The organism is Alteromonas sp. S005, from assembly GCF_036864475.1.
Classification (GTDB): domain Bacteria; phylum Pseudomonadota; class Gammaproteobacteria; order Enterobacterales; family Alteromonadaceae; genus Alteromonas.
The window spans coordinates 426456-447146 of record NZ_JAZETN010000002.1; the positions used below are offsets into that span (position 1 = coordinate 426456).

General features: G+C 44.2%; 17 protein-coding genes. 8 read left to right on the forward strand and 9 right to left on the reverse strand.

Annotated features, from left to right (window positions below; translation table 11 throughout):
- Nucleotides 1-21: 21 nt before the first annotated feature.
- The 4 genes from V7R55_RS04470 to sodB form a co-directional block, all read right to left on the reverse strand.
- Nucleotides 22-1569, reverse strand: a complete 1548-nt coding sequence (locus V7R55_RS04470) for a SpoVR family protein (protein WP_334057687.1) — start codon at nucleotides 1567-1569, stop codon at nucleotides 22-24.
- A gap of 1 nt (nucleotide 1570) precedes the next feature.
- Complete coding sequence (locus V7R55_RS04475; protein ID WP_334057689.1) at nucleotides 1571-2857, reverse strand: YeaH/YhbH family protein; 1287 nt, start codon at nucleotides 2855-2857, stop codon at nucleotides 1571-1573.
- A 102-nt stretch (nucleotides 2858-2959) separates the two neighbouring features.
- The gene (locus tag V7R55_RS04480; RefSeq protein ID WP_334057691.1) at nucleotides 2960-4882 is read right to left on the reverse strand and encodes a PrkA family serine protein kinase; all 1923 of its coding nucleotides are present in this window, start codon (nucleotides 4880-4882) and stop codon (nucleotides 2960-2962) included.
- A 242-nt stretch (nucleotides 4883-5124) separates the two neighbouring features.
- On the reverse strand, nucleotides 5125-5706 hold the full coding sequence (gene sodB, locus V7R55_RS04485) for a superoxide dismutase [Fe] (protein ID WP_025254504.1): 582 nt from the start codon (nucleotides 5704-5706) through the stop codon (nucleotides 5125-5127).
- 349 nt (nucleotides 5707-6055) lie between these two features.
- Here sodB and V7R55_RS04490 point away from each other — a divergent pair, with 349 nt between their 5' ends.
- The 5 genes from V7R55_RS04490 to V7R55_RS04510 all read left to right on the forward strand — a co-directional run bounded on the left by V7R55_RS04490 (nucleotide 6056) and on the right by V7R55_RS04510 (nucleotide 14301).
- Nucleotides 6056-6406 (forward strand): Grx4 family monothiol glutaredoxin, encoded by a 351-nt coding sequence (locus V7R55_RS04490; RefSeq protein WP_136780857.1) that lies wholly within the window; start codon nucleotides 6056-6058, stop codon nucleotides 6404-6406.
- Nucleotides 6407-6740: 334 nt separating this feature from the next.
- Nucleotides 6741-9347, forward strand: a complete 2607-nt coding sequence (locus V7R55_RS04495; protein WP_334057695.1) for a TonB-dependent receptor plug domain-containing protein — start codon at nucleotides 6741-6743, stop codon at nucleotides 9345-9347.
- Nucleotides 9348-9512: 165 nt separating this feature from the next.
- Nucleotides 9513-10073 (forward strand): RNA polymerase sigma factor, encoded by a 561-nt coding sequence (locus tag V7R55_RS04500; RefSeq protein WP_334057696.1) that lies wholly within the window; start codon nucleotides 9513-9515, stop codon nucleotides 10071-10073.
- Between the two features lies 1 nt (nucleotide 10074).
- Entirely contained in the window at nucleotides 10075-11130 is a 1056-nt protein-coding gene (locus V7R55_RS04505) for a FecR family protein (protein WP_334057697.1), read from the forward strand.
- A gap of 99 nt (nucleotides 11131-11229) precedes the next feature.
- Nucleotides 11230-14301 (forward strand): TonB-dependent receptor domain-containing protein, encoded by a 3072-nt coding sequence (locus tag V7R55_RS04510; RefSeq protein ID WP_438823573.1) that lies wholly within the window; start codon nucleotides 11230-11232, stop codon nucleotides 14299-14301.
- Nucleotides 14302-14430: 129 nt separating this feature from the next.
- Here V7R55_RS04510 and V7R55_RS04515 read toward each other — a convergent pair whose 3' ends face one another.
- Nucleotides 14431-14625 carry a bacterioferritin-associated ferredoxin gene (locus V7R55_RS04515; RefSeq protein ID WP_334057701.1) on the reverse strand — a complete coding sequence of 65 codons (195 nt, stop codon included), beginning with the start codon at nucleotides 14623-14625 and terminating at the stop codon, nucleotides 14431-14433.
- Between the two features lie 275 nt (nucleotides 14626-14900).
- Between V7R55_RS04515 and V7R55_RS04520 the strand changes: the two genes are divergently transcribed.
- Complete coding sequence (locus V7R55_RS04520) at nucleotides 14901-15506, forward strand: peroxiredoxin (RefSeq protein WP_334057703.1); 606 nt, start codon at nucleotides 14901-14903, stop codon at nucleotides 15504-15506.
- 74 nt (nucleotides 15507-15580) lie between these two features.
- Here the strand turns inward: V7R55_RS04520 and rnt are convergent, their stop codons facing one another.
- Nucleotides 15581-16216, reverse strand: a complete 636-nt coding sequence (gene rnt / locus V7R55_RS04525; protein ID WP_334057705.1) for a ribonuclease T — start codon at nucleotides 16214-16216, stop codon at nucleotides 15581-15583.
- A 338-nt stretch (nucleotides 16217-16554) separates the two neighbouring features.
- Between rnt and V7R55_RS04530 the strand changes: the two genes are divergently transcribed.
- Entirely contained in the window at nucleotides 16555-17427 is an 873-nt protein-coding gene (locus tag V7R55_RS04530) for a flagellar protein MotY (RefSeq protein WP_334057707.1), read from the forward strand.
- Nucleotides 17428-17464: 37 nt separating this feature from the next.
- Here V7R55_RS04530 and glpQ read toward each other — a convergent pair whose 3' ends face one another.
- The 3 genes from glpQ to V7R55_RS04545 all read right to left on the reverse strand — a co-directional run bounded on the left by glpQ (nucleotide 17465) and on the right by V7R55_RS04545 (nucleotide 20092).
- Nucleotides 17465-18697, reverse strand: a complete 1233-nt coding sequence (glpQ, locus tag V7R55_RS04535) for a glycerophosphodiester phosphodiesterase (RefSeq protein WP_334057709.1) — start codon at nucleotides 18695-18697, stop codon at nucleotides 17465-17467.
- A gap of 72 nt (nucleotides 18698-18769) precedes the next feature.
- Complete coding sequence (gloA, locus tag V7R55_RS04540) at nucleotides 18770-19165, reverse strand: lactoylglutathione lyase (RefSeq protein WP_334057711.1); 396 nt, start codon at nucleotides 19163-19165, stop codon at nucleotides 18770-18772.
- Between the two features lie 216 nt (nucleotides 19166-19381).
- Complete coding sequence (locus V7R55_RS04545) at nucleotides 19382-20092, reverse strand: SDR family oxidoreductase (RefSeq protein ID WP_334057713.1); 711 nt, start codon at nucleotides 20090-20092, stop codon at nucleotides 19382-19384.
- A gap of 326 nt (nucleotides 20093-20418) precedes the next feature.
- Between V7R55_RS04545 and cspE the strand changes: the two genes are divergently transcribed.
- Nucleotides 20419-20631, forward strand: a complete 213-nt coding sequence (cspE, locus tag V7R55_RS04550) for a transcription antiterminator/RNA stability regulator CspE (RefSeq protein WP_025254517.1) — start codon at nucleotides 20419-20421, stop codon at nucleotides 20629-20631.
- The last annotated feature ends 60 nt before the right edge of the window (nucleotides 20632-20691 follow it).

The following is a 20691-nucleotide window of genomic DNA, read 5'->3' on the forward strand; positions in this document are numbered from 1 at the left end:
TTTTGAAAACGTACCGCAGGCTTATCCCTGCGGTGCGCGTTTACACTCCGATATTACTTCAACGCCGTCAGCCCCATTATCTTGTTCTAGACGTACATCGAATTTCCAAAGTCTATGCAGGTGGCGCATAACTTCATCTTTTGAATCGCCTAGCGGAATACCCCGCTGAGGAATATAGCGCAGAGTCAATGACCGGTCCCCACGCACATCCACGTTATGCACCTGAATGTTGGGCTCTAAATTACTCAAATTGTATTGGGCGGAAAGCTTTTCTTTAATAATTTGATAACCCCTTTCGTCGTGGATAGCGCTGACTGCTATAAAGGGTTTAGCGGTATCATCTTCAAGAGCGAATAATTTAAAGTCTCGAATCACTTTTGGCGATAAAAACTGACTAATAAAGCTTTCGTCTTTGAAGTTTTGCATAGCGAAATGCACGGTTTCCAGCCAGTCTTTACCTGCAATACTGGGCAAATATTTATAGTCTTCCTCAGTTGGCGACTGACATACCCGTTTAATATCCATGAACATGGAAAAGCCAAGTGCGTATGGATTAATGCCGGAGTAATAAGGGCTGTTGTACTCAGGCTGCATTACGACGCTTGAATGGCTGTGTAAAAACTCCATCATAAAGCGGTCGCTGACCAAACCCTCGTCATACATCTCATTGAGAATGTGGTAGTGCCAAAAACAGGCCCATCCTTCATTCATTACTTGGGTTTGTTTTTGCGGATAAAAATACTGTGAGACTTTGCGTACAATACGCACAATTTCCCGCTGCCACGGTTCAAGTAATGGGGCATTTTTCTCAATAAAATAGAGTAGGTTTTCTTGTGGCTCTTGCGGAAAGCGTATTTTTTCTTTGTGTTTGCTGTGCGGGCTATCGGGTAAGGTGCGCCAAAGCTCATTCACTTGGGATTGAAGGTAGGCTTCGCGCTCTTCTTGCCTGTTCTTCTCTTCTTGTAGCGAAATTTTCTGAGGGCGTTTGTATCGGTCAACGCCATAATTCATCAGAGCATGACACGAATCGAGCGTGTTTTCGACCTCATCATAACCGTACTTCTGTTCGCATTTAGCAATGTAGTTTTTAGCAAAGACAAGATAATCGATAATAGAACTGGCATCGGTCCAGGTTTTAAATAGGTAGTTGCCTTTAAAGAATGAATTGTGGCCATAGCATGCGTGAGCCATCACCAGCGCCTGCATAGTAATGGTGTTTTCTTCCATCAAATATGCAATGCAGGGGTCAGAATTAATAACAATTTCGTAAGCCAGTCCCATTTGTCCACGGCGGTATTGTTGCTCGGTTTGAATAAACTTTTTGCCAAAGCTCCAGTGCGTATAGTTAAGTGGCATGCCTATGCTGGCGTAGGCATCCATCATTTGCTCGGCGGTAATAACCTCAATTTGATTAGGGTAGGTATCTAGCTTGAACTTTTTAGCGATGCGATCGATGTGCTGTTCATACTCTTCGATAAGCGGAAATGTCCAGTCGGGTCCATCGCTTAATAAGTGGCGTTTTGATGTTTCAGGCTTGCTGTTTTCTTTTGCCATAGCGTTGGTTGTCATATTAGGCTCCTTGCTGCGCATCTTGTTCTGAGCGTTTGAATAGCTCTCTGAAAACAGGATAGATGTCGGCCTGTGTTTGTATGTGCTTACATACAAAGTTGTCGTGAGTGGCGGCCACTTTCTCATATTCTCGCCACAAACTTTGGTGCTGCCTCTCGGTTATCTCGATATAGGCATAGTAACGGGTTGCGGGTAGCAGTTTAGCGGTAAGCAAGTCACGGCACTGCGGCGAGTCATCAGCCCAATTATCACCATCTGACGCCTGTGCTGCATAGATATTCCAGTCGCCATCGCTGTAGCGCTCGCGAACTACCTCGTCCATTAGCTTCAAGGCACTAGAAACAATGGTGCCGCCAGTTTCTTGTGAATAGAAAAACTCCTGCTCGTCCACTTCTTTAGCCTGTGTGTGGTGGCGAATGTATACCACATCTACGTTTTCGTAAGTGCGACTTAAAAATAAATAAAGCAAAATATAGAAGCGTTTTGCCATTTCTTTAGTGGCTTGGTCCATAGAGCCAGACACATCCATTAAACAAAACATTACCGCTTTACTAGAGGGAAGCGGGCGCTTGTCATAATTTTTAAAGCGCAAATCAAACGTGTCGATAAAAGGCACTCGGGCAATTTTGGCTTTAAGTGCGTCTATTTCTTCTTTTAATGCATTAATAGCCAGCGTATTGTCGTGCTTGTCTTCTACAAGCAGAACCAGCTTTTCTTCAAGCTCTTTGAGTTTCTTTCTATCACTTCCGCTTAGGGCAATACGCCTTGCTACAGAACCTTTGAGTGAGCGAACAATATCAAGATTACTCGGCACACCATCGGTCTGATAACCTGCGCGGTAGGTTTCAAATTGGGTGACTTTATCGAACTGATTTTTCTTTAAATTTGGAAGCGCTAAATCTTCAAATAGTAAGTCTAAATATTCGTCTTTGGATATTGAAAAGACGAAGTCGTCTTGCCCTTCACCTTCATTGCTTGCGTCGCCTTCACCCGCACCTTTACCACCGCCACCTGGCGGTCTGTCAATTTTATCTCCTGCGGTGAACTGGTCGTTGCCTGGATGGACAATATCTCTACTGCCACCTCGCCCGGTATGAAAAATAGGTTCAGAAATATCTCTGGCTGGAATGCTAATTTGCTCGCCAGAATCTAAGTCGGTAACAGAACGTTTGCCCACTGCATCAGATACAGCACGCTTTATCTGCTGTTTGTAACGCTTGATAAAGCGCTGGCGGTTTACCGTACTCTTGCCTTTACTGTTTAACCTTCGGTCTATGAAATGCGCCATACACACCTGCTTGAGTTGTTGTGAACCACAAGTACCGGTACTAAAGCGCGCTTAGCGCACGCTTTAGTACCCTATACGTTCTGAAAGCTTCCAGCCTTTAGGCTATGACGCTTTTCGTACGCGTAGGTACCATTCACAAAGCAAGCGAACTTGTTTTTGCGTATAGCCTTTTTCGGTCATACGATTTACAAAGTCGTCGTGCTTTTTCTGCTCTTCTGCTGAGCCTTTGGTGTTAAAGGAAATAACGGGCAGTAAATCTTCCGTGTTAGAGAACATCTTCTTCTCAATGACGGTGCGAAGCTTCTCATAACTTGTCCACGCTGGGTTTTTGCCGCCGTTATTCGCACGGGCACGCAAAACAAAATTAACGATTTCGTTACGGAAGTCTTTCGGGTTGCTGATGCCAGCGGGCTTTTCTGTTTTCTCTAGTTCAGCATTAAGCGACGCTCTATCAAACAGCTGCCCGGTTTCTGGGTCGCGATACTCCTGGTCTTGGATCCAAAAATCAGCATAGGTCACATAGCGGTCAAATAGGTTCTGCCCGTATTCAGAATATGATTCTAAATAAGCGGTTTGAATTTCTTTGCCTATGAACTCCACGTAGCGGGGGATCAGGTAGCCTTTCAAAAACTCCAAATACTTATCAGCGGTTTCTTGAGGGAACTGTTCCCGTTCAATTTGACGCTCCAATACATAAAATAAATGAACTGGATTCGCTGCAACTTCTTGATGATCGAAATTAAACACGCGAGAAAGGATCTTAAACGCAAAGCGGGTTGATAAACCCTCCATGCCTTCGTCTACACCGGCGTAATCTCTGTACTCCTGATAAGACTTCGCTTTCGGGTCGGTGTCTTTTAAGCTTTCTCCATCATAGACCCGCATTTTCGAAAACATGCTGGAGTTTTCTGGCTCTTTTAAACGGGATAGCACGGTAAATTGCGCCAAACATTCCAGCGTATCAGGTGCACATGGGGCGCCGTTGAGTTCACTACTATCGAGTAGCTTTTTGTAGATGCGAATTTCTTCGCTTACTCGCAAGCAGTACGGCACTTTTACAATATAAACACGATCTAGAAAAGCCTCGTTGTTTTTATTGTTTCTAAAAGACTGCCACTCTGATTCGTTGGAGTGAGCCAGTATCAACCCGTCGAAGGGAAGGGCTGAGAAGCCTTCCGTTGGATTATAGTTGCCTTCTTGGGTGGCGGTTAATAGTGGATGCAGCACCTTAATTGGTGCTTTAAACATTTCAACAAACTCCATTAAGCCTTGGTTGGCTTTACACAGCGAGCCTGAATAGCTGTAAGCGTCAGGGTCATTTTGTGCATATTGCTCTAGGCGACGAATATCGACCTTACCTACAAGAGCCGAAATATCCTGGTTGTTCTCATCCCCAGGTTCGGTTTTGGCGATGCCCACCTGGTCAAGTACCGATGGATAAACCCGAACCACTTTGAATTGGGTAATATCGCCATTGAACTCATGAAGGCGCTTGCGAGCCCACGGTGACATTATTGATTTTAGATAGCGCTTAGGAATGCCATATTCTTTTTCTAATATGTCGCCATCTTCTTTGACGTCGAATAGACAGAATGGATGATCATTTACCGGTGAGCCTTTAAGCATGTAAATAGGTACATGCTGCATTAGCTCTTTAAGTCTTTCAGCCAACGACGATTTTCCGCCGCCAACTGGGCCGAGTAAATAAAGAATTTGTTTCTTCTCCTCGAGGCCTTGTGCGGCATGCTTGAGGTAAGAGACAATTTGTTCGATAGCCTCTTCCATGCCATAGAATTCTGAAAAAGCTGGATAACGAGAAATGACGCGGTTAGAGAAAATGCGGCTTAGCGCCGGGTCGTTGGCAGTGTCGATTAGTTCTGGCTCACCGATGGCTTGTAACAAACGTTCTGCAGCGTTTGCATAAGCACTTTGATCTTCCTTACAAATTTCAAGGAACTCCCCTATGGTGAACTCTTCCTGTTTTCGCTCTTCATAGCGACTTTGATAGTGTTCAAAAATACCCATGAATACCCCTTAAATACGGAACCCCGTAATTTCAGCTTAGTAGGTATTTGGGAAAAGGATAGTAATTATTGTGTATAGTTTTTAATCTTTTCGTCTAATGAAAAATGCAACTTTTATAGGAATTTAGTGTCTCTTAATGAAGCTTTTACATAAACAAAAGCCCCGCTAAAGAGCGGGGCTTTTTTATTCGTATTTTTTAACGCTATGTAGTACAGAGTGTGTACTACAGAAAAACGTAAGGCTTACGCAAAGTTTTTGCTTGCGAATTCCCAGTTAACTAGAGCCCAGAAGTTTTCTAGGTACTTAGGACGCGCGTTACGATAATCGATGTAGTAAGCGTGTTCCCAAAGGTCAACTGTAAGTACTGGTGTTAGGTCATCGCCAGAAATAGGTGTTTCAGCGTTGCTAGTGTTAACGATATCTAAGCTACCGTCTGCAGTTTTAACTAGCCATGTCCAGCTAGAACCGAAGTTGTTTACTGCTTTGTCGTTGAACGCTGCTTGGAAGTCTGCAAATGAACCCCATTTTGCGTTGATCGCATCAGCTAGTGCGCCAGTAGGCTCGCCGCCGCCATTCGGGCTAAGGCAGTGCCAGTAGAACGTGTGGTTCCAAACTTGCGCTGCGTTATTGAAAACACCGCCTTCAGAAGATTTGATGATTTCTTCTAGGCTTTTGTTTTCCATGTCAGTACCTTCAACTAGGCCGTTAAGCTTAGTTACATAAGTAGCGTGGTGCTTGCCATAGTGGTACTCAAGCGTTTCAGCAGAAATATGCGGTTCTAGTGCATTTTGTTCGTATGGTAATGCTGGTAGTTCAAAAGCCATGACGGTCTCCATGTTGGTTTAGTATTGTAGTCTAAAGCACACTTATCTTCGCCTGTTCAATAAGTGCCAGTCAACGCTTAGCTGACTATATCACTTTAGACGCTAAAGCATATCCCAGATGTGGGGATAAAGTCTTATAACTCAATGACAAAATTGTGAATTTTTTTTCAAAATCTATTTTGTGGAAATATAGCGTTGGTAGATATACAGGTAGATAGGGATAGAGCGTACTAAAAGATCAATTCAGTTATGGGTAATTAAAAAGGATTTTATGATACCCTTTGCCTTGATAAATCATTCATGCATTCCCATCTTATCGGGAATACACTTTTGTGCTCAGAGGAATCAAATGGATAATACTGAAAATCAATCAACGCTAGATAGAATCAAGCAGCAAATCGAAGAAAACCCAATTTTGTTGTATATGAAAGGTTCTCCTAAACTACCTAGCTGTGGCTTTTCTTCACAAGCATCACAAGCGTTGATGTCATGTGGCGAACCATTTGCTTATGTAGATATTCTACAAAACCCTGATATTCGTGCTGAACTGCCTAAATACGCAAACTGGCCTACATTCCCACAGCTATGGGTAGAAGGTGAGCTTGTTGGTGGTTGCGATATTATTATTGAAATGTTCCAACAAAACGAACTTCAGCCGCTTATTAAAGAGACAGCTGAAAAATACAAAGAAGAAGAGTAAGACTTTCGATTTGTAGCAGATTTCTGACATCTTAAATGTCGATTAAAAAGCTGGCTTTATGCCAGCTTTTTTCATTAAAAACCGCCAAAAACGCCTCACTTTTATTCCCGTAAAAACTATATAGACAGGTCAGAAATAAAGATCCTCTATGGTCTAAAAAAATATTTTTATTTTGTCGAAAAAGGTTTGTTTTTTAATATCTTGCGTTCTATAAAATCAATCGTCTGACCACAAATGAGTCAGTGTTGAAGGTATAAAATAACAACCTCTCGGAACACTTTTTTATTGTGCGAATAGCGCTAAAAGTGTTTTAGAGAAAATCCGGGAAACCACCATGAATACATCCTTGTCTTTATTGACTAAAAACGTGCGCGGCGTACTTGCTGCTTCTGCGGCGTTTTCAGTAATGGCTACAGCACCAGTTTACGCGCAAGAAGCTGAAGAGAGTGCTAAAGCTGAAGATTATGAACAAATCGCCGTCGTTGGTTCACGCGCAGCGCCTCGCTCTGTAGCAGACTCAGCGGTTCCAATTGACATTATTTCTGACGAAGAGTTCAAGCAGCAGGGTGCCACAGATATGGTATCTATGATGCAAACTGTCGTTCCGTCTTTTAACGTTAACGACCAGCCAATTAACGATGCATCGACGCTAGTTCGTCCTGCAAACCTTCGCGGCATGGCATCGGACCACACACTAGTGCTTGTAAATGGTAAGCGTCGTCACCGCTCTGCGGTCATTACTTTCTTAGGTGGCGGTCTTTCAGATGGTGCACAAGGTCCTGACATTTCTGTTATTCCAGCAGCGGCACTGAAGCAGGTAGAAGTCCTTCGTGACGGTGCAGCAGCGCAATACGGTTCAGACGCCATTGCTGGTGTAATTAACTTCGTACTTAATGATGCGTCGGAAGGCGGCACATTTGAAGCCCGCTATGGCTCTTACTACGAAGGCGACGGCGATATGATTCAGCTGTCAGGTAACGTGGGTTTACCATTATCTGACAAAGGCTTTCTTAACCTTTCAGCCGAGTACCGTACTGCCGACGATACGTCTCGCAGCGTTCAGCGTGACGATGCTGCTGAACTAGTAGCTGCGGGTAACACCTTTGTTGCAGACCCTGCACAAATTTGGGGCTCTCCTGAAATTAAGCATGACATTAAGCTTTTCGCTAATGCGGGACTTGAGCTTTCCGATACGTCAGAAGCGTATATATTTGGTAACTTTGCCGAGCGTGAAGTTGAGGGGGGCTTTTATTTCCGTAACCCGCACAACCGTGGTGGCGTAAATGATGGAGGTATTGATCCTGCTGATCGCAACGGCGACGGCGTGATTGAAGAAGGGGAAGGTTTTCAGTTGCTGCTAGTTGGTGACTTAACAGGCGATATGTCTGGGAACTGCCCAACAGATATACGCGTTGGCGACAATGTTCTTACTAATCCACGCTACATCAATGAAGTAGCGAACAACCCAGATTGTTTTGCGTTTAACGAAATGCTTCCAGGTGGCTTCACACCTCGCTTTGGCGGTACGGTAACAGACATGTCTCTTGTCTTTGGTACTAAAGGCGAGTTAGACAACGACATTACCTATGACGTAAGTTTAAACCTTGGTCAAAACGAAGTTGATTTTGCTATTAGTAACACTATCAACCCGTCACTTGGCCCAGAAACGCCAACGTCATTTAGCCCCGGCCGTTACACGCAGTCTGAGCAAACTCTTGATATTGATTTTACAAAACCTTTCGATGTTGGTTTATATGAGCCGCTATTCGTAGCGACTGGCTTTCAATACCGCAACGAGAGTTATGAGAGCGTTGCAGGTGATACTGCCTCTTATGAAATAGGTCCGCTGGCGACACAAGGCTTTGGCATTGGCTCAAATGGTTTCCCTGGCTTGGCGGCCAATAGCCAAGGTCGTGTGTCCCGCAACAACATCGCGCTTTACATTGACGCTGAAGCCTATATCACTGAAAACTTCATGCTAGCCGGTGCGCTACGTTACGAAGACTTCTCTGATTTTGGCGATACCACGAAAGGTAAAATTGCTTTCCGTTGGCAGGCACTTGAGAACATTGCGTTCCGTGGTGCATTCTCAACTGGCTTTAAAGCGCCTACGCTCGGTCAAAGTAACGTTCGTAACGTAACCACAGCGTTCGGTACGGGTGGTGAGCTTATTGACCGTGCAACGTTGCCTCCAACCGATCCGGTATCACAGCTTAAAGGTGGCGAGCAGTTAACGCCTGAAGAGTCAGAAAGTATCACGTTTGGTGTGGTAGCCGATTTCGATAATGGCTTATTCATTACCGCTGACTACTACAACATTGAGCTGACTGACCGTATTAGTACCGCGTCTGGTATCGAGTTAACTGACGAAGATATCGCTGCACTGCTTGCGCAAGGCATTAATGATGCGTCTAGCTTCCAAGAGATCAGTTTCTTTACCAATGACTTCGATACAACGACAGAAGGTGTAGACGTTGTAGCGAACTACGCAATGGAAATGATGGGCGGTGAAACTAAGTTTTCACTTGCTTACAACTGGACGTCAACAGAAGTAGACCGCGCGTCAGAGAATATATCTGACTTCCGTATTCGCATGCTAGAAGACAACCTTCCAGCAGTGCGCTACAGTGCAACAGCGAATCACACCAACGGTGATTGGCGCTTCCTTGCACGCTTGAACTATTACGGTAGCATCTTTGAAGATCACTTAGATTCTGCATTGCCTATTGATAAAGTAGGTTCAGAGTTTACTGTGGACTTAGAAGTAGCTTATAACTTCACTGAAGAGTTTACTGTAACGGTAGGCGCGAAAAACGCCTTTGATGAATACCCAGATGAGAATACACAGTATGCCGGTATCGCAGGTTCGTTGTATCCAACTACCTCACCAATTGGTATTAACGGTGGCTTCTATTATCTAAGAGGTGTTTACACGTTCTAATCGCTAATGCTAGCGAAAACAACTTTCACAATTGTTTCGACGTGGAGGGGGGCGTTAGCTCCCCTTTTATTTTCAATATCGAAGATCATTTGCGTGAAAAGTTAGGAATAAACAGGCATTATTGATGCCATTGTAAGCAATTCGAAACACACAACTTTTATTATTATGGCAAGAAAGTCGACAGTAGCTGAAACCTTTTTAAAATACCGCTCGAAATTAATGCGCGCGGTGGGTTCTATTGTTGGCGCTGACGATATTGAAGATATCGTGCAAGAAGCCTTTATAAAGAGCTACGAAGCAGAATTAAAACAAGAAATACAATACGAGCGAACATACATGCTCAAAACAGCGCGTAACTTAGCGCTAAACCATGTTGCAAAAGCTGAAAATAAAAACAAACAGCAGCTGGATGACATGGATATTTTGCCTTACGAACTTGTTGGGCACAGTTTAGAAAAGAATGTAGAAAGTAAAGAGCGCTTTATTCATTTTTGCCGAGCGACAGACACACTGTCAGCTGATGTAAAACGCGTATTTTTACTGAAAAAAGTATATGGCATGCGACAAAAAGAGATCGCGGAACTTGTAGGGCTAAGTGAAAGTACCGTAGAAAAGCATGTCGCCAAAGGTTTAATGATGTGCTCTAGATATTTAGCTGAGCTGTCAAAGGACAGTGCACCTTCCCGTGCCACTGCTACCGCGACTCAGGACATAAGCAGTAGTTAACATGAACAATATTCGCCAGTTTTCAAGCAAAGAAGATATTCAAGAGCAAGCCTGCCTTTGGATAAGCCGTCTCGATCGCGGTTTAAAAAGTGACGAAAAAGTAGAATTAGACGCCTGGTTGGCAGAGAGTAATGCCCATCGCCAAGCTCTATTAGATGCCGCAAGCTTGTGGGATGATATGTCTGTGCTTAATGAACTAAGCGGTCTGTTTCCACAACCGACAACCCGTAGTACCGCTAAAAAACAAAGCTTGCCGAAGGCTGCAGTGTGGAGCATCGCTGCCACCTTCTTAGTCATGGCAATTGCTGTTGGCGTCATTGTTCAGCGTACATGGTTAAACAGCGCTCCTGAGTTTGCCGCTGTAAGTCAAAAAGTACAAACCGGCGTTGGAGAACAGAAAAATATAACACTAGCCGACGGTTCTCAGCTTCATCTGAACACTAATTCCACCGTAACTGTGGATTTCACATCAACAGCACGCAATATTGTGCTTTTGAAAGGCGAGGCTCATTTTGAAGTGGCTCACGACACGACACGACCTTTCTCTGTTACCGCAGGAAATAATACGGTTACCGCGGTGGGTACAGCGTTTAATATGCAGTATGTTGATGACAATGCATTCGAACTTGTTGTTACCGATGGGAAAGTGTTAGTTAAAGACCGCTTCAAAGCCTCATCATCCAATGAGTCTTTGTTTGGTAAGCGCCCTGTTACAGAAGAAGGCCTGTTGATGTTTGCAGGTGAGAAAGCCACTGTTTTAGGTAAAGTAGAAGCTCGTGAAAGTATGTCTCAAAATGAAATCGATGATGACCTAGCGTGGCAGCAGGGCATGATTGTTTTCAAAGGCGAGCCCCTTGAATCTGTCCTTCTTGAAATTGGGCGATACACGCCGGTTCGTTTTCATATTTCTGACGACAGTTTGCGTAAACGCAGAGTGGCGGGCTATTTCAAAGTTGGCGATATAGACGGTTTGTTATCGGCACTGGAGAGCAGCTTTAATATTACCTACGAGAAAGTCACAGAGACCAGCATTGAGCTCAAGCTGGCGAAAAGTTAAATATTTCGGAAAGTAAGATGTTATGGGGTATTCCTTGTTGGCATCAATTTATTTAATGTGACACTATAATTAAAATAATAAGTACATCGATTATATATCTTGCACCACAGCAATTTAGCGATAAGCAGGCAAACCAAAAAGGCAATAGAGAAGCTGCATGCCCTTGCGTGTTCGGCGAGTTGCTTTTCGCAAAAAAAAACAGAGTGGTCTTCATACTTTTCGCTTACATCGCCTTTACATGTTGCTTCAAGTGTATGTTTGTTTTTATTCACAACACAGTCACTTCATGCGCAAGACGAGAGCCCTTCACCTTTAAAGAAATCTACACACTCTGAAACTCTTACGGTAACAGCGCCTGATGCTTTTAGTTTTTCTATTCCTGCACAAAACGCTAACGAAGCCTTAACCGAATTAGCTAAACAAGCCAACACCACGCTTTTATTTCCTTTTGACTTGGCGAAAAAAGTGACGACCAATGCGCTTAAAGGAACCTTTACCTTGAGTGAAGCATTGGCACAGCTACTTGAGGGGACCGAATTAGCGGTGGTCGCCGATGAAAATGGGGCGTTGAGTATTCGTTCCCGTGCATCGCTGACAGCACGAAATAAACAACCTGAAGATAATGAACAGCAAGATGACGAGGGCGCAAACGGGCTCGAAAAAATTGCTATCGTTGGTTCTCGTAACGCGCCTCGAAGTGCAGTCGACTCGGCGGTTCCTCTTGATGTTATTGGCGCAGATAAACTAAGTTCACAGGGTAATAGCGACGTCCTTTCCATGCTAAGCGTTATGGTGCCTTCTCTTAACGTGAACGACCAGCCCATCAATGACGCTAGCAGCTTGGTGAGACCCGCTAATTTAAGGGGGATGTCGTCAGATCACACTTTGCTGTTATTAAATGGCAAGCGACGCCATCGCTCAGCGGTTATTACCTTTTTAGGTGGTGGTTTATCTGATGGTGCTCAAGGCCCCGATATATCGGTCATACCTGCCTATGCGTTAAAACAAGTTGAAGTACTGCGAGACGGGGCGTCTGCCCAATATGGTTCAGATGCTATTGCTGGTGTGATCAATTTTGTGCTTAAAGATGACCGCGAGGGGGGGAGCGTTGCGCTTAAAGTAGGAGGGTACAGCGAGGGCGATGGCGAACTTTTTCAAATACAGCTTAATAAAGGCTTTGCGTTAGGAAAGTCCGGGTTTTTCAACGCTACTGCAGAATATCGACAGCAAAACGGCACATCCCGTTCGGTACAGCGAGACGATGCTCAGGCGCTAATCGACCAAGGAAATAGCTTTATTGCCTCGCCGTCTCAAATTTGGGGAGCCCTTGATGTTAACGAGGATATTAAGCTCGCGCTCAATGCGGGTGCTGATATTTCTACAACCTCTCAATTTTATAGTTTTGCAACTGCTGCGAGAAGAGAAATAAACGGCGGTTTTTATTTTCGAAACCCGCAAACTCGCGAAGGGGTATTTAGCCGAACGGATCCGAATAGCGGCGAAAGCCGCCTCATTGTTGCCGATTTAGATGGGCTAAATAGCGGTATAGCGTGCCCTTCAATATCTTTATCAAATGACAACGTACAAGAAAACCCCGATTACCAACTTATCGCAGATAACACGACCTCACTTGGAGCCAATTGTTTTGCCTTCAATGAATGGTTTCCTGGTGGTTTTACTCCTCGCTTCGGTGGAACGATTACCGATGCTTCTATTGCAATGGGTATAAAGCATGAATTGCCTAAGGGGTGGGCGATGGATATCAGTGCCACCTTGGGCTATAGCGATATTGAGTACACTATATCAAATACGGTCAATCCTTCGCTTGGCACGCAAAGCCCAACGACCTTTTCGCCAGGCGGAGTATCGCAGGTAGAACGCACACTAAACCTAGACTTTACCAAACTTATCCAGACCATTTTTGAGGACCCTGTGAGCATTGCTGCTGGGGTTGAATGGCGAAAAGAGACCTATTTCCAGAAAGCGGGAAATGAAGCCTCGTATGTTGCAGGCCCTTTCGCTTTAGAGCCACCGATTGGCTTAAGTGAAGGCTTCTCAATCGGCTCGAACGGTTTTCCAGGTTATCAGCCTCAGTCGGCTGGTCACTGGAGTCGCAGCAACTGGGCAGCGTATGCCGATGTGGAGTTTTATGCAACCGAAGCGTGGCAGTTTGGTATAGCAACGCGGGTCGAGCATTTCAGTGATTTCGGATCAACTTTCGATGGGAAGCTAAGTACGCGCTACACACTTAACGATATGTTTGCACTGCGAGGTTCTGTCAACACGGGCTTTAAAGCCCCGACGGTGGGGCAAAGCAACGTTATAAACGTGACCACTGCCTATGGTGTTAACGGTTTAGAAGACCAAGCAACCTTGCCTCCAACCGATCTAATTTCGCAGCAGCTTGGCGCCACACCGCTGACGCCTGAAGAGTCAGTAAACTTTAGCTTTGGTGTGGTTATGCAAGCAAGTGAGAATTTCTTTGCTACGCTAGACTATTTTAATATTCGTCTTTCAGATCGCATCAGTACTACATCGGCCATTCCTTTAACCGATAGCGACGTTAATGCGCTTATTGCGCAAGGGCGCCCCGATGCGGCTCGATATAATTCAGCTAAGTATTTTACCAACGATTTTGATACTAAAACCCAAGGTATCGATTTAGTTGTTAACTACAATTTTTTGTTAAGTGACTGGTCAAACTCTGTGTTAGTTGCCTATAACTGGACAGACACGCAAGTTGAACGCGTATCTCTGTATCCGGTGCTAAGCGATGGGGGAATAACGCTTTTGCCCAACTTAACAGAGGCTCGAATACGTATGTTAGAAGACAACCTTCCTGCTCATAGAGGGAGCATTACGTTAGAGCAATCAAAAGATAAATGGGCAATGACATGGCGTTTAAATTACTACGGTAAATTCTATGAGGACCATCTTGATGCTTCGGCAGGTCTAGATATTTACGGCAGTGCGCTAACCACTTTCGACGCTCAACTCGCTTGGAAAGTGTTGCCTGATATTCAGCTTACTTTTGGTGCGCAAAACTTGTTTGATGCGTTGCCAGATGAAAACCCGTTTAAAGGTGAGGTTGGAGCGCTTTATCCACCCACATCTCCGGGCGGCATTAATGGTGCGTTTTACTATGCTGGTGTGGAGTATCGCTTTAAATAGCTAATAGTTCTGACCAAGCTGATTTGCAGTAAGGTGAGGGTGGTGAGGGCGTTAAAATGAACCATCCAAGATGGATAAAACTTCGAGTTAATAGATAGGGTAAGCTTGTCTGGAGTCACGTTGCGCTAGTTAGCCTACGTCTTTAAAAAGCGACTCATCAATAATGGTTTGGTCGATAATCTGTTGCGCCATGCTGATGCACTTACCGCACTGTGAACCTAGCTCTAAATGTTGACGTAACTCACGCACATTTCCCACGCCGTTTTCTTCAACCGCCGCGCGAATGCTTTTATCCGTTACCCCATAGCACATGCAAACAAACATTAAACGTACTCCAAATAAATCTGTAAATGATAATAATTGTTATTCTTTATTTTGGCAAGTAGATAATGGCAGATTTAATAAATCGGAACTGGGTAATGACTGTGCAGTTTCGCTTTATACTGATAAGTTATTGGTAGGAGCAGTAAAAAAACTCATTGTTTAGCATTGTTATTTTTCTATTCGTACCTATTTTCTGGGTAGGAAATTTCTCATCAAAGTGATTGCGCAATGTAATCGCTTCTATTATTACAATCCAAATATAAATGGAGAAACTCATGAGTGTATTAGTTGGCCGTCCAGCACCAGATTTTACTGCAGCTGCGGTACTTGGTAGCGGTGAAATCGTAGATTCTTTCACACTAAGTGAAGCTATTAACGGCAAAAAAGCGGTTGTATTCTTCTACCCACTAGATTTTACCTTTGTATGCCCGTCAGAGCTTATCGCTTTTGACAAGCGTTTCGACGAGTTTAAAAAGCGCGGTGTTGAAGTAATTGGTGTTTCAATCGACTCTCAATTTTCACACAATGCCTGGAGAAATACCCCGGTAAACCAAGGTGGTATCGGTCCAGTTAAATACACTCTCGTTGCTGACGTGAAACACGACATCTGCCAAGCATACGATGTTGAGCACCCGGAAGATGGTGTAGCTTTCCGTGGTTCATTCCTAATCGACGAAGAAGGTATGGTACGCCACCAGGTAGTAAACGACCTTCCACTTGGCCGTAACGTTGACGAAATGCTTCGCATGGTTGATGCACTAGCGTTCCACGAAGAGCATGGCGAAGTTTGCCCAGCAGGTTGGACTGAAGGTAAATCTGGTATGGACGCATCACCTGAAGGTGTAGCTAAATACCTATCTGAAGAAGCAGATAAGCTATAAGCAAACCTGTTAAAAGATAATAGAAAAACAGCGCCTTTTGGCGCTGTTTTTGTTTATGGCGTTTATCGAAAAAACTATTCTTGATTTTCTACTGGCCAGCCACCTAACGCCTTATAGCGATTTACCATATAGCAAAATAGTTCGGTGGTTTTTTGTGCATCGTAAAGGGCGCTATGTGCTTCATTTTGGTCAAACGATATACCCGCCGCTCGACATGCTTTTACCAGTACAGTTTGACCAAGAGCAAGGCCCGCTAGGCTGGTAGTATCAAAAGAAACAAATGGATGAAAGGGCGTGCGCTTTATATTACAGCGCTCAATTGCAGCATTGACGAAGCTTTGATCAAACGTTGCGTTATGAGCAACGATAACAGAACGCTGACAGTCTGCATTTTTCTGCGCTTTGCGAATACCTTTACATAAATCCTTCATGGCTTCGCTTTCCTCAATAGCTCCTCGTAATGCGCAATTCGGATCGATGCCATTGAACTCTAATGCCGCGGGCTCAAGGTTAGCACCCTCGAACGGATCTATGTGGTAGTGAAAGGTTTGATCAGGATGCAGTATTCCGTTTTCATCCATTTTCACAGTAACCGCAGCTAACTCTAATAAGGCGTCAGTACTTGCGTTAAATCCGGCTGTTTCAACGTCGATAACAACGGGAAAATAACCTCGAAAGCGCTGGCAAAGAAGGGGCGGATTGGCAGACATAAACACTCTTGTAAGACTAGATTGCAGAAACTGGTTGGCCGCTTACATGCGCACCTACCTGCGAAACTTATGGAAAACAGAATTATCGCAAGGATATCTTCGAGTTGCTAGTTTCAATTTAAAAACCGCGTAGGATGGAAGTGATAATTGTACGAAACGGTGATGGTATTAAGCGCTAAACTTTTCTACACTTTGGACGATAATGATATTAATCATGAATTTTTTAAAAACTCAGTTTGCGGCTTAGGAAGATTGAGTACAATTCATGGCGCTTGATAAGTGGTGGGCGTATCAAAGGCCTACATCAATATTAGTGTGACTTTCGTTATGGTGTCGAAATGGTGTTGAAATTAAAATATATCGCTTTATTGGGGATGGTGGGGTCATTGTCATCCCATGCTGCCATGCGGCAATATTCTGCAACCATAGAAAGCTCCAACTGGCGTATTGATACTGACACGCGCCTGCAATGCACACTTAATCACGAATTGCCTGGTTACGGCGAAGCTATGTTCACAAGTTCAGCTTCGAAGCAGCTGAACATGGAATTTGAATTGGACATGTATTTGTTGCCAAGCAAGTTTGGTGTAGCTGCGGTTTACTCTGTCCCACCGAAATGGATGCCCGGTGTAGCGCCAAAGACCATTGCGGATATGACTATTCGTAAGCAGTACAATGGCGACCTGCCACAAGATGCAGCATGGACCATGCTATCTGAATTAGAAAAAGGCTTTTGGCCCACGATTTACTATCAAGACTGGTATAACAAATATGACCAGGTGAGCGTGGCATTAAACGCAAGCAACTTCTCAGGCGTGTATCGCGACTTTGTTAAGTGTGTGTCGAACCTGCTTCCTTTTAGTTTTGATGACATTGCTTACACCGTATTGTCTTATCAGAATAACAGCACCGAACTTACTAAGTATTCACAAAAGCGTTTAACAATGATTGGCGAATATTTAAAAGAAGACAGCGAATTGGAGCTTGTGCTTCTCGATGGATACACGGACAGTTACGGTGGCCGTTACAACAATGAACAATTGTCTATTCGACGGGCTAATGAAGTAAAAAGCTATCTAACTACGCTAGGTGTACCTGAAGATAGGATCCAGCTGACTGGGCACGGTGAAAAACGTCATATCGCGCCTAACGATACGCGAGAAAGCCGCGCGCAAAACAGACGCGTAGTGGTGCGATTATCTAAGTCTTAGGCCCTTGCTCAAGCGCCTCAAACCCGGTGAGGTTGCCTTAGTTTGGTTTGTCTCGCCAGGTTAATACAGGCATTAAGTGGTCGGTGAATACGCCATCAGCCTTCACGACCTTGTGTAATGCGTCCAAAGTTTGTTCTCCAGTCATGCCCGTCGGAAGGGCATCCTGACGATAAGTGTAGGGATGAATGATTAGCTTGTTATCGTGGGCGTACTTGACCCAGCTAGCTGTCTTTATTTCCCCTTTAGCCATCGCCTCAGTATCCATTAAATGGCCCAACCAAGGGCCTACTCCGTTCGCGTACGTCGCAACTTGCTTCATGCCTTCTTGCGTACGCAGCCAATCGTAGTCGGTGTCGCTTTCACCCCAATCGTTCTCGCCAATTAGCATAACCACTTTGCCCTTATAGCCAAGGGTTTCACGAATACGCTTAACTTCGTTAAAGTCAAAGCACTGCAGGTAACTATTGCCGTTTTCTCCCGCAAACCCGTAGTTTTCCAATGCGTCAATAACCATCTTACTGGCATCAATACCTTCAGCAATGTGAAAGGCAGGAGACTTTACTTCTGGGTAAACGCCTACAGACGTGCCGAATTGGCGATTAAGTTCGCTAATTAGCTCAAAGTGTTCACTTAAGGTAGCCACTTTAAAATTAGCCTGCGTGCCGCGGTACCTACTTTTAAAAACTTGCCTCCCGTTACTATTAGCACGCTCATGTACCTGCAATGTTCGAAGCTCTTCGAGGGTGAAGTCCCGGGCATAATAGCGTCCGTCCTTTCGGTGACGCGCGGGGAAAATATCTTCTACATTAGTAACTGTCTCTAAGTGAATGTCATGTAGTACCACAGGGATGTTATCTTTAGTTATAACAACATCCTGCTCTATAAAGTCAGGACGCAGGGAGAACGCTAGCGTGGCTGCTTCAAGAGTGTGCTCCGGCAAATAGCCAGAAGCACCGCGATGCGCGATAACGGTAAAATGCGGTCTTTCGCTAGTGGTAGGTTCTGCTTCAGCCTGCGAGGTTTTACTATTCAAAGCATTAGCTGCAAACGTACCCTCAGAGGCAAGGGCACCTGTAAATACCACCACAAACGCAGGCAGTAACGACGTCAATGTAATCTTGAATCTATTTCGTAACCTAGCATTGACCTTTGTTCGAAGCTCAAGCTTGTTCGTCGAATCAGTTACAGCCTTGCCAGTCCGGTTTAAACAAGATAATAAGCGGTTACCTAGCATGTAATTGCTACTCCATGTGTTTACTTTTATCGCCATCTTATTTTTGCCGTACATTTCATAAGAAGTTTATGTTACGAGTGCTTAAAAGGCATCGGCGACGTCGTGCTGCTACAGTGAAATAGACTTATTTTGAATAAGTTCTATGGCATACCCATCTGGGTCGCGAACAAAAGCGATGACGGTCGAGCCACCTTTTACGGGACCGGGTTTACGATACACGTCAGCGCCATTTGCTTCTAAGTTTTCACAAAACTGATAGATGTCGTCTACTTCAATGGCGATGTGGCCGTACGCGTTACCCTTATCGTAGGTGTTGTCACCCCAGTTATAGGTAAGCTCTAACACAGTGCTATCGGTCTCTTCTCCATATCCTACAAATGCGAGGGTGTACTCATACTCTTTGTTTTCTGATTGTCGAAGAAGGCGCATGCCCATCAATGAGGTGTAGAAGTGAAGTGACGCCTCTAAGTTTTCAACTCGAAGCATGGTGTGAAGCATTCGCATAACTATTTCCTATTTGAACCATCAGAATTATCAGATGATACACTGCATTGTAAGTGCGCGTTTGCGGTTGCCAAATGTACTCAGAACTATAGCCACGCAGAGCTACATTCATACAAAGTCCTGCTGAGTAATTTCGTTGGTAAACGCAAACGACACACTATAATAGTAGGGAAATGTTAACGCTTTAAGACAGTTTTATAACTGCACTTAAACGTATTAAAAACCCCACATGCCGATATTATCAATTTTAAGTCGGCGAGGCTGGCTTAACAGGTAGACCACCATTTTGCCCAAGTCTTCGTTTTGAATCAGACCCTCGTCTACCTTCTCTGAACCTGTTTTCTGTGACTGAATAAGTGCAGGGTTGAGCGAATGTACGTGAATGCCATAAGGCCGCACCTCCTCTTGAAGAGCTTTCCCAAGCCCCACTAATGCGAATTTTGACGCACAATAAACGCCCGCATTAGCATATCCATTTAGTGCCGCCTGAGAGGCAATATTGATAATGTAACCCTCTTGGTTTTCAATCATATGGGGCACTACTTGCTTACACATAAGGAAGGAACCTTTTACATTGGTATCCATCACTTCGTCCCAATCGTCTTCGCTGGTTTCCCAGATAAGCGTTTCTTTACCAAACCCACTGTTATTGATAAGAACGTGAAGTTCGCCAAATGTATTTTTAACTTCTTTTACAAAACTTGCTACTTCATCACTTTTTGATACATCACATTTTGCTCCAATGACTTTACCGGGGAATAGCGCATCTAATTGTTCAACTGTCTCGTTTATCGTTTGTTCAGTGCGTCCGCAGATAGCTACTTTCATTCCTGCATCTAATAGAAAGTGGGTTATTGTTTTACCCAGCCCCTTACCACCGCCTGTTACAATGGCGGTTTTATCCAATAATGAGTACATGTCTGTCATAATTAAGGCCTAGCGAAAAAAGAATAAGGTTAACTTAGCTGGTATTGGCGTTATACAAACATACGTATTCATTGTGGGCCTGTAATAAGGTCGCATTGGAATGCTTGAAAAATAATCCCGAAATAATTGGACATGGCGAACAATTACCTGTACTGTCTCGCTCGCTCTAGATATGTTTTATGCTTTACCTAATACTGCGCTGTACCTTTCTTTATACCTTCAAATTGAAGTGCTAGATAGATATACAACTGCTTTACTAGCTTAGTTATGTCTATTGCTATTCGGTGGCTTCCACCATTACATCAATTTTTTAAAAGGTTATTATTATGTCTAATTCTGTAAACGGTACAGTTAAGTGGTTTAACGAAGAAAAAGGTTTCGGTTTCATTACTCCTGAAGCTGGTGGCAAAGACGTATTCGTACACTTCCGTTCAATCACTTCTGACGGCTTCAAGACTCTTGCTGAAGGTCAAGCGGTTAGCTTTGAAGTTGAACAAGGCCAAAAAGGCCCACAAGCTGCTAACGTAACAGTTCTTTAAGACCTGTAAGCAAGCTTAGGGTTATTTCTCTTATCTGAAGTAACCCGCAAAGATGGGCTC

What these genes read in the sequence shown, in the direction of transcription:
- V7R55_RS04470 (WP_334057687.1), bottom strand. Translation starts at nt 1,569, where the DNA reads ATGACAACCAACGCTATGGCAAAAGAAAACAGCAAGCCTGAAACATCA.
- V7R55_RS04475 (WP_334057689.1), bottom strand. Translation starts at nt 2,857, where the DNA reads ATGGCGCATTTCATAGACCGAAGGTTAAACAGTAAAGGCAAGAGTACG.
- V7R55_RS04480 (WP_334057691.1), bottom strand. Translation starts at nt 4,882, where the DNA reads ATGGGTATTTTTGAACACTATCAAAGTCGCTATGAAGAGCGAAAACAG.
- sodB (WP_025254504.1), bottom strand. Translation starts at nt 5,706, where the DNA reads ATGGCTTTTGAACTACCAGCATTACCATACGAACAAAATGCACTAGAA.
- V7R55_RS04490 (WP_136780857.1), top strand. Translation starts at nt 6,056, where the DNA reads ATGGATAATACTGAAAATCAATCAACGCTAGATAGAATCAAGCAGCAA.
- V7R55_RS04495 (WP_334057695.1), top strand. Translation starts at nt 6,741, where the DNA reads ATGAATACATCCTTGTCTTTATTGACTAAAAACGTGCGCGGCGTACTT.
- V7R55_RS04500 (WP_334057696.1), top strand. Translation starts at nt 9,513, where the DNA reads ATGGCAAGAAAGTCGACAGTAGCTGAAACCTTTTTAAAATACCGCTCG.
- V7R55_RS04505 (WP_334057697.1), top strand. Translation starts at nt 10,075, where the DNA reads ATGAACAATATTCGCCAGTTTTCAAGCAAAGAAGATATTCAAGAGCAA.
- V7R55_RS04515 (WP_334057701.1), bottom strand. Translation starts at nt 14,625, where the DNA reads ATGTTTGTTTGCATGTGCTATGGGGTAACGGATAAAAGCATTCGCGCG.
- V7R55_RS04520 (WP_334057703.1), top strand. Translation starts at nt 14,901, where the DNA reads ATGAGTGTATTAGTTGGCCGTCCAGCACCAGATTTTACTGCAGCTGCG.
- rnt (WP_334057705.1), bottom strand. Translation starts at nt 16,216, where the DNA reads ATGTCTGCCAATCCGCCCCTTCTTTGCCAGCGCTTTCGAGGTTATTTT.
- V7R55_RS04530 (WP_334057707.1), top strand. Translation starts at nt 16,555, where the DNA reads ATGGTGTTGAAATTAAAATATATCGCTTTATTGGGGATGGTGGGGTCA.
- glpQ (WP_334057709.1), bottom strand. Translation starts at nt 18,697, where the DNA reads ATGGCGATAAAAGTAAACACATGGAGTAGCAATTACATGCTAGGTAAC.
- gloA (WP_334057711.1), bottom strand. Translation starts at nt 19,165, where the DNA reads ATGCGAATGCTTCACACCATGCTTCGAGTTGAAAACTTAGAGGCGTCA.
- V7R55_RS04545 (WP_334057713.1), bottom strand. Translation starts at nt 20,092, where the DNA reads ATGACAGACATGTACTCATTATTGGATAAAACCGCCATTGTAACAGGC.
- cspE (WP_025254517.1), top strand. Translation starts at nt 20,419, where the DNA reads ATGTCTAATTCTGTAAACGGTACAGTTAAGTGGTTTAACGAAGAAAAA.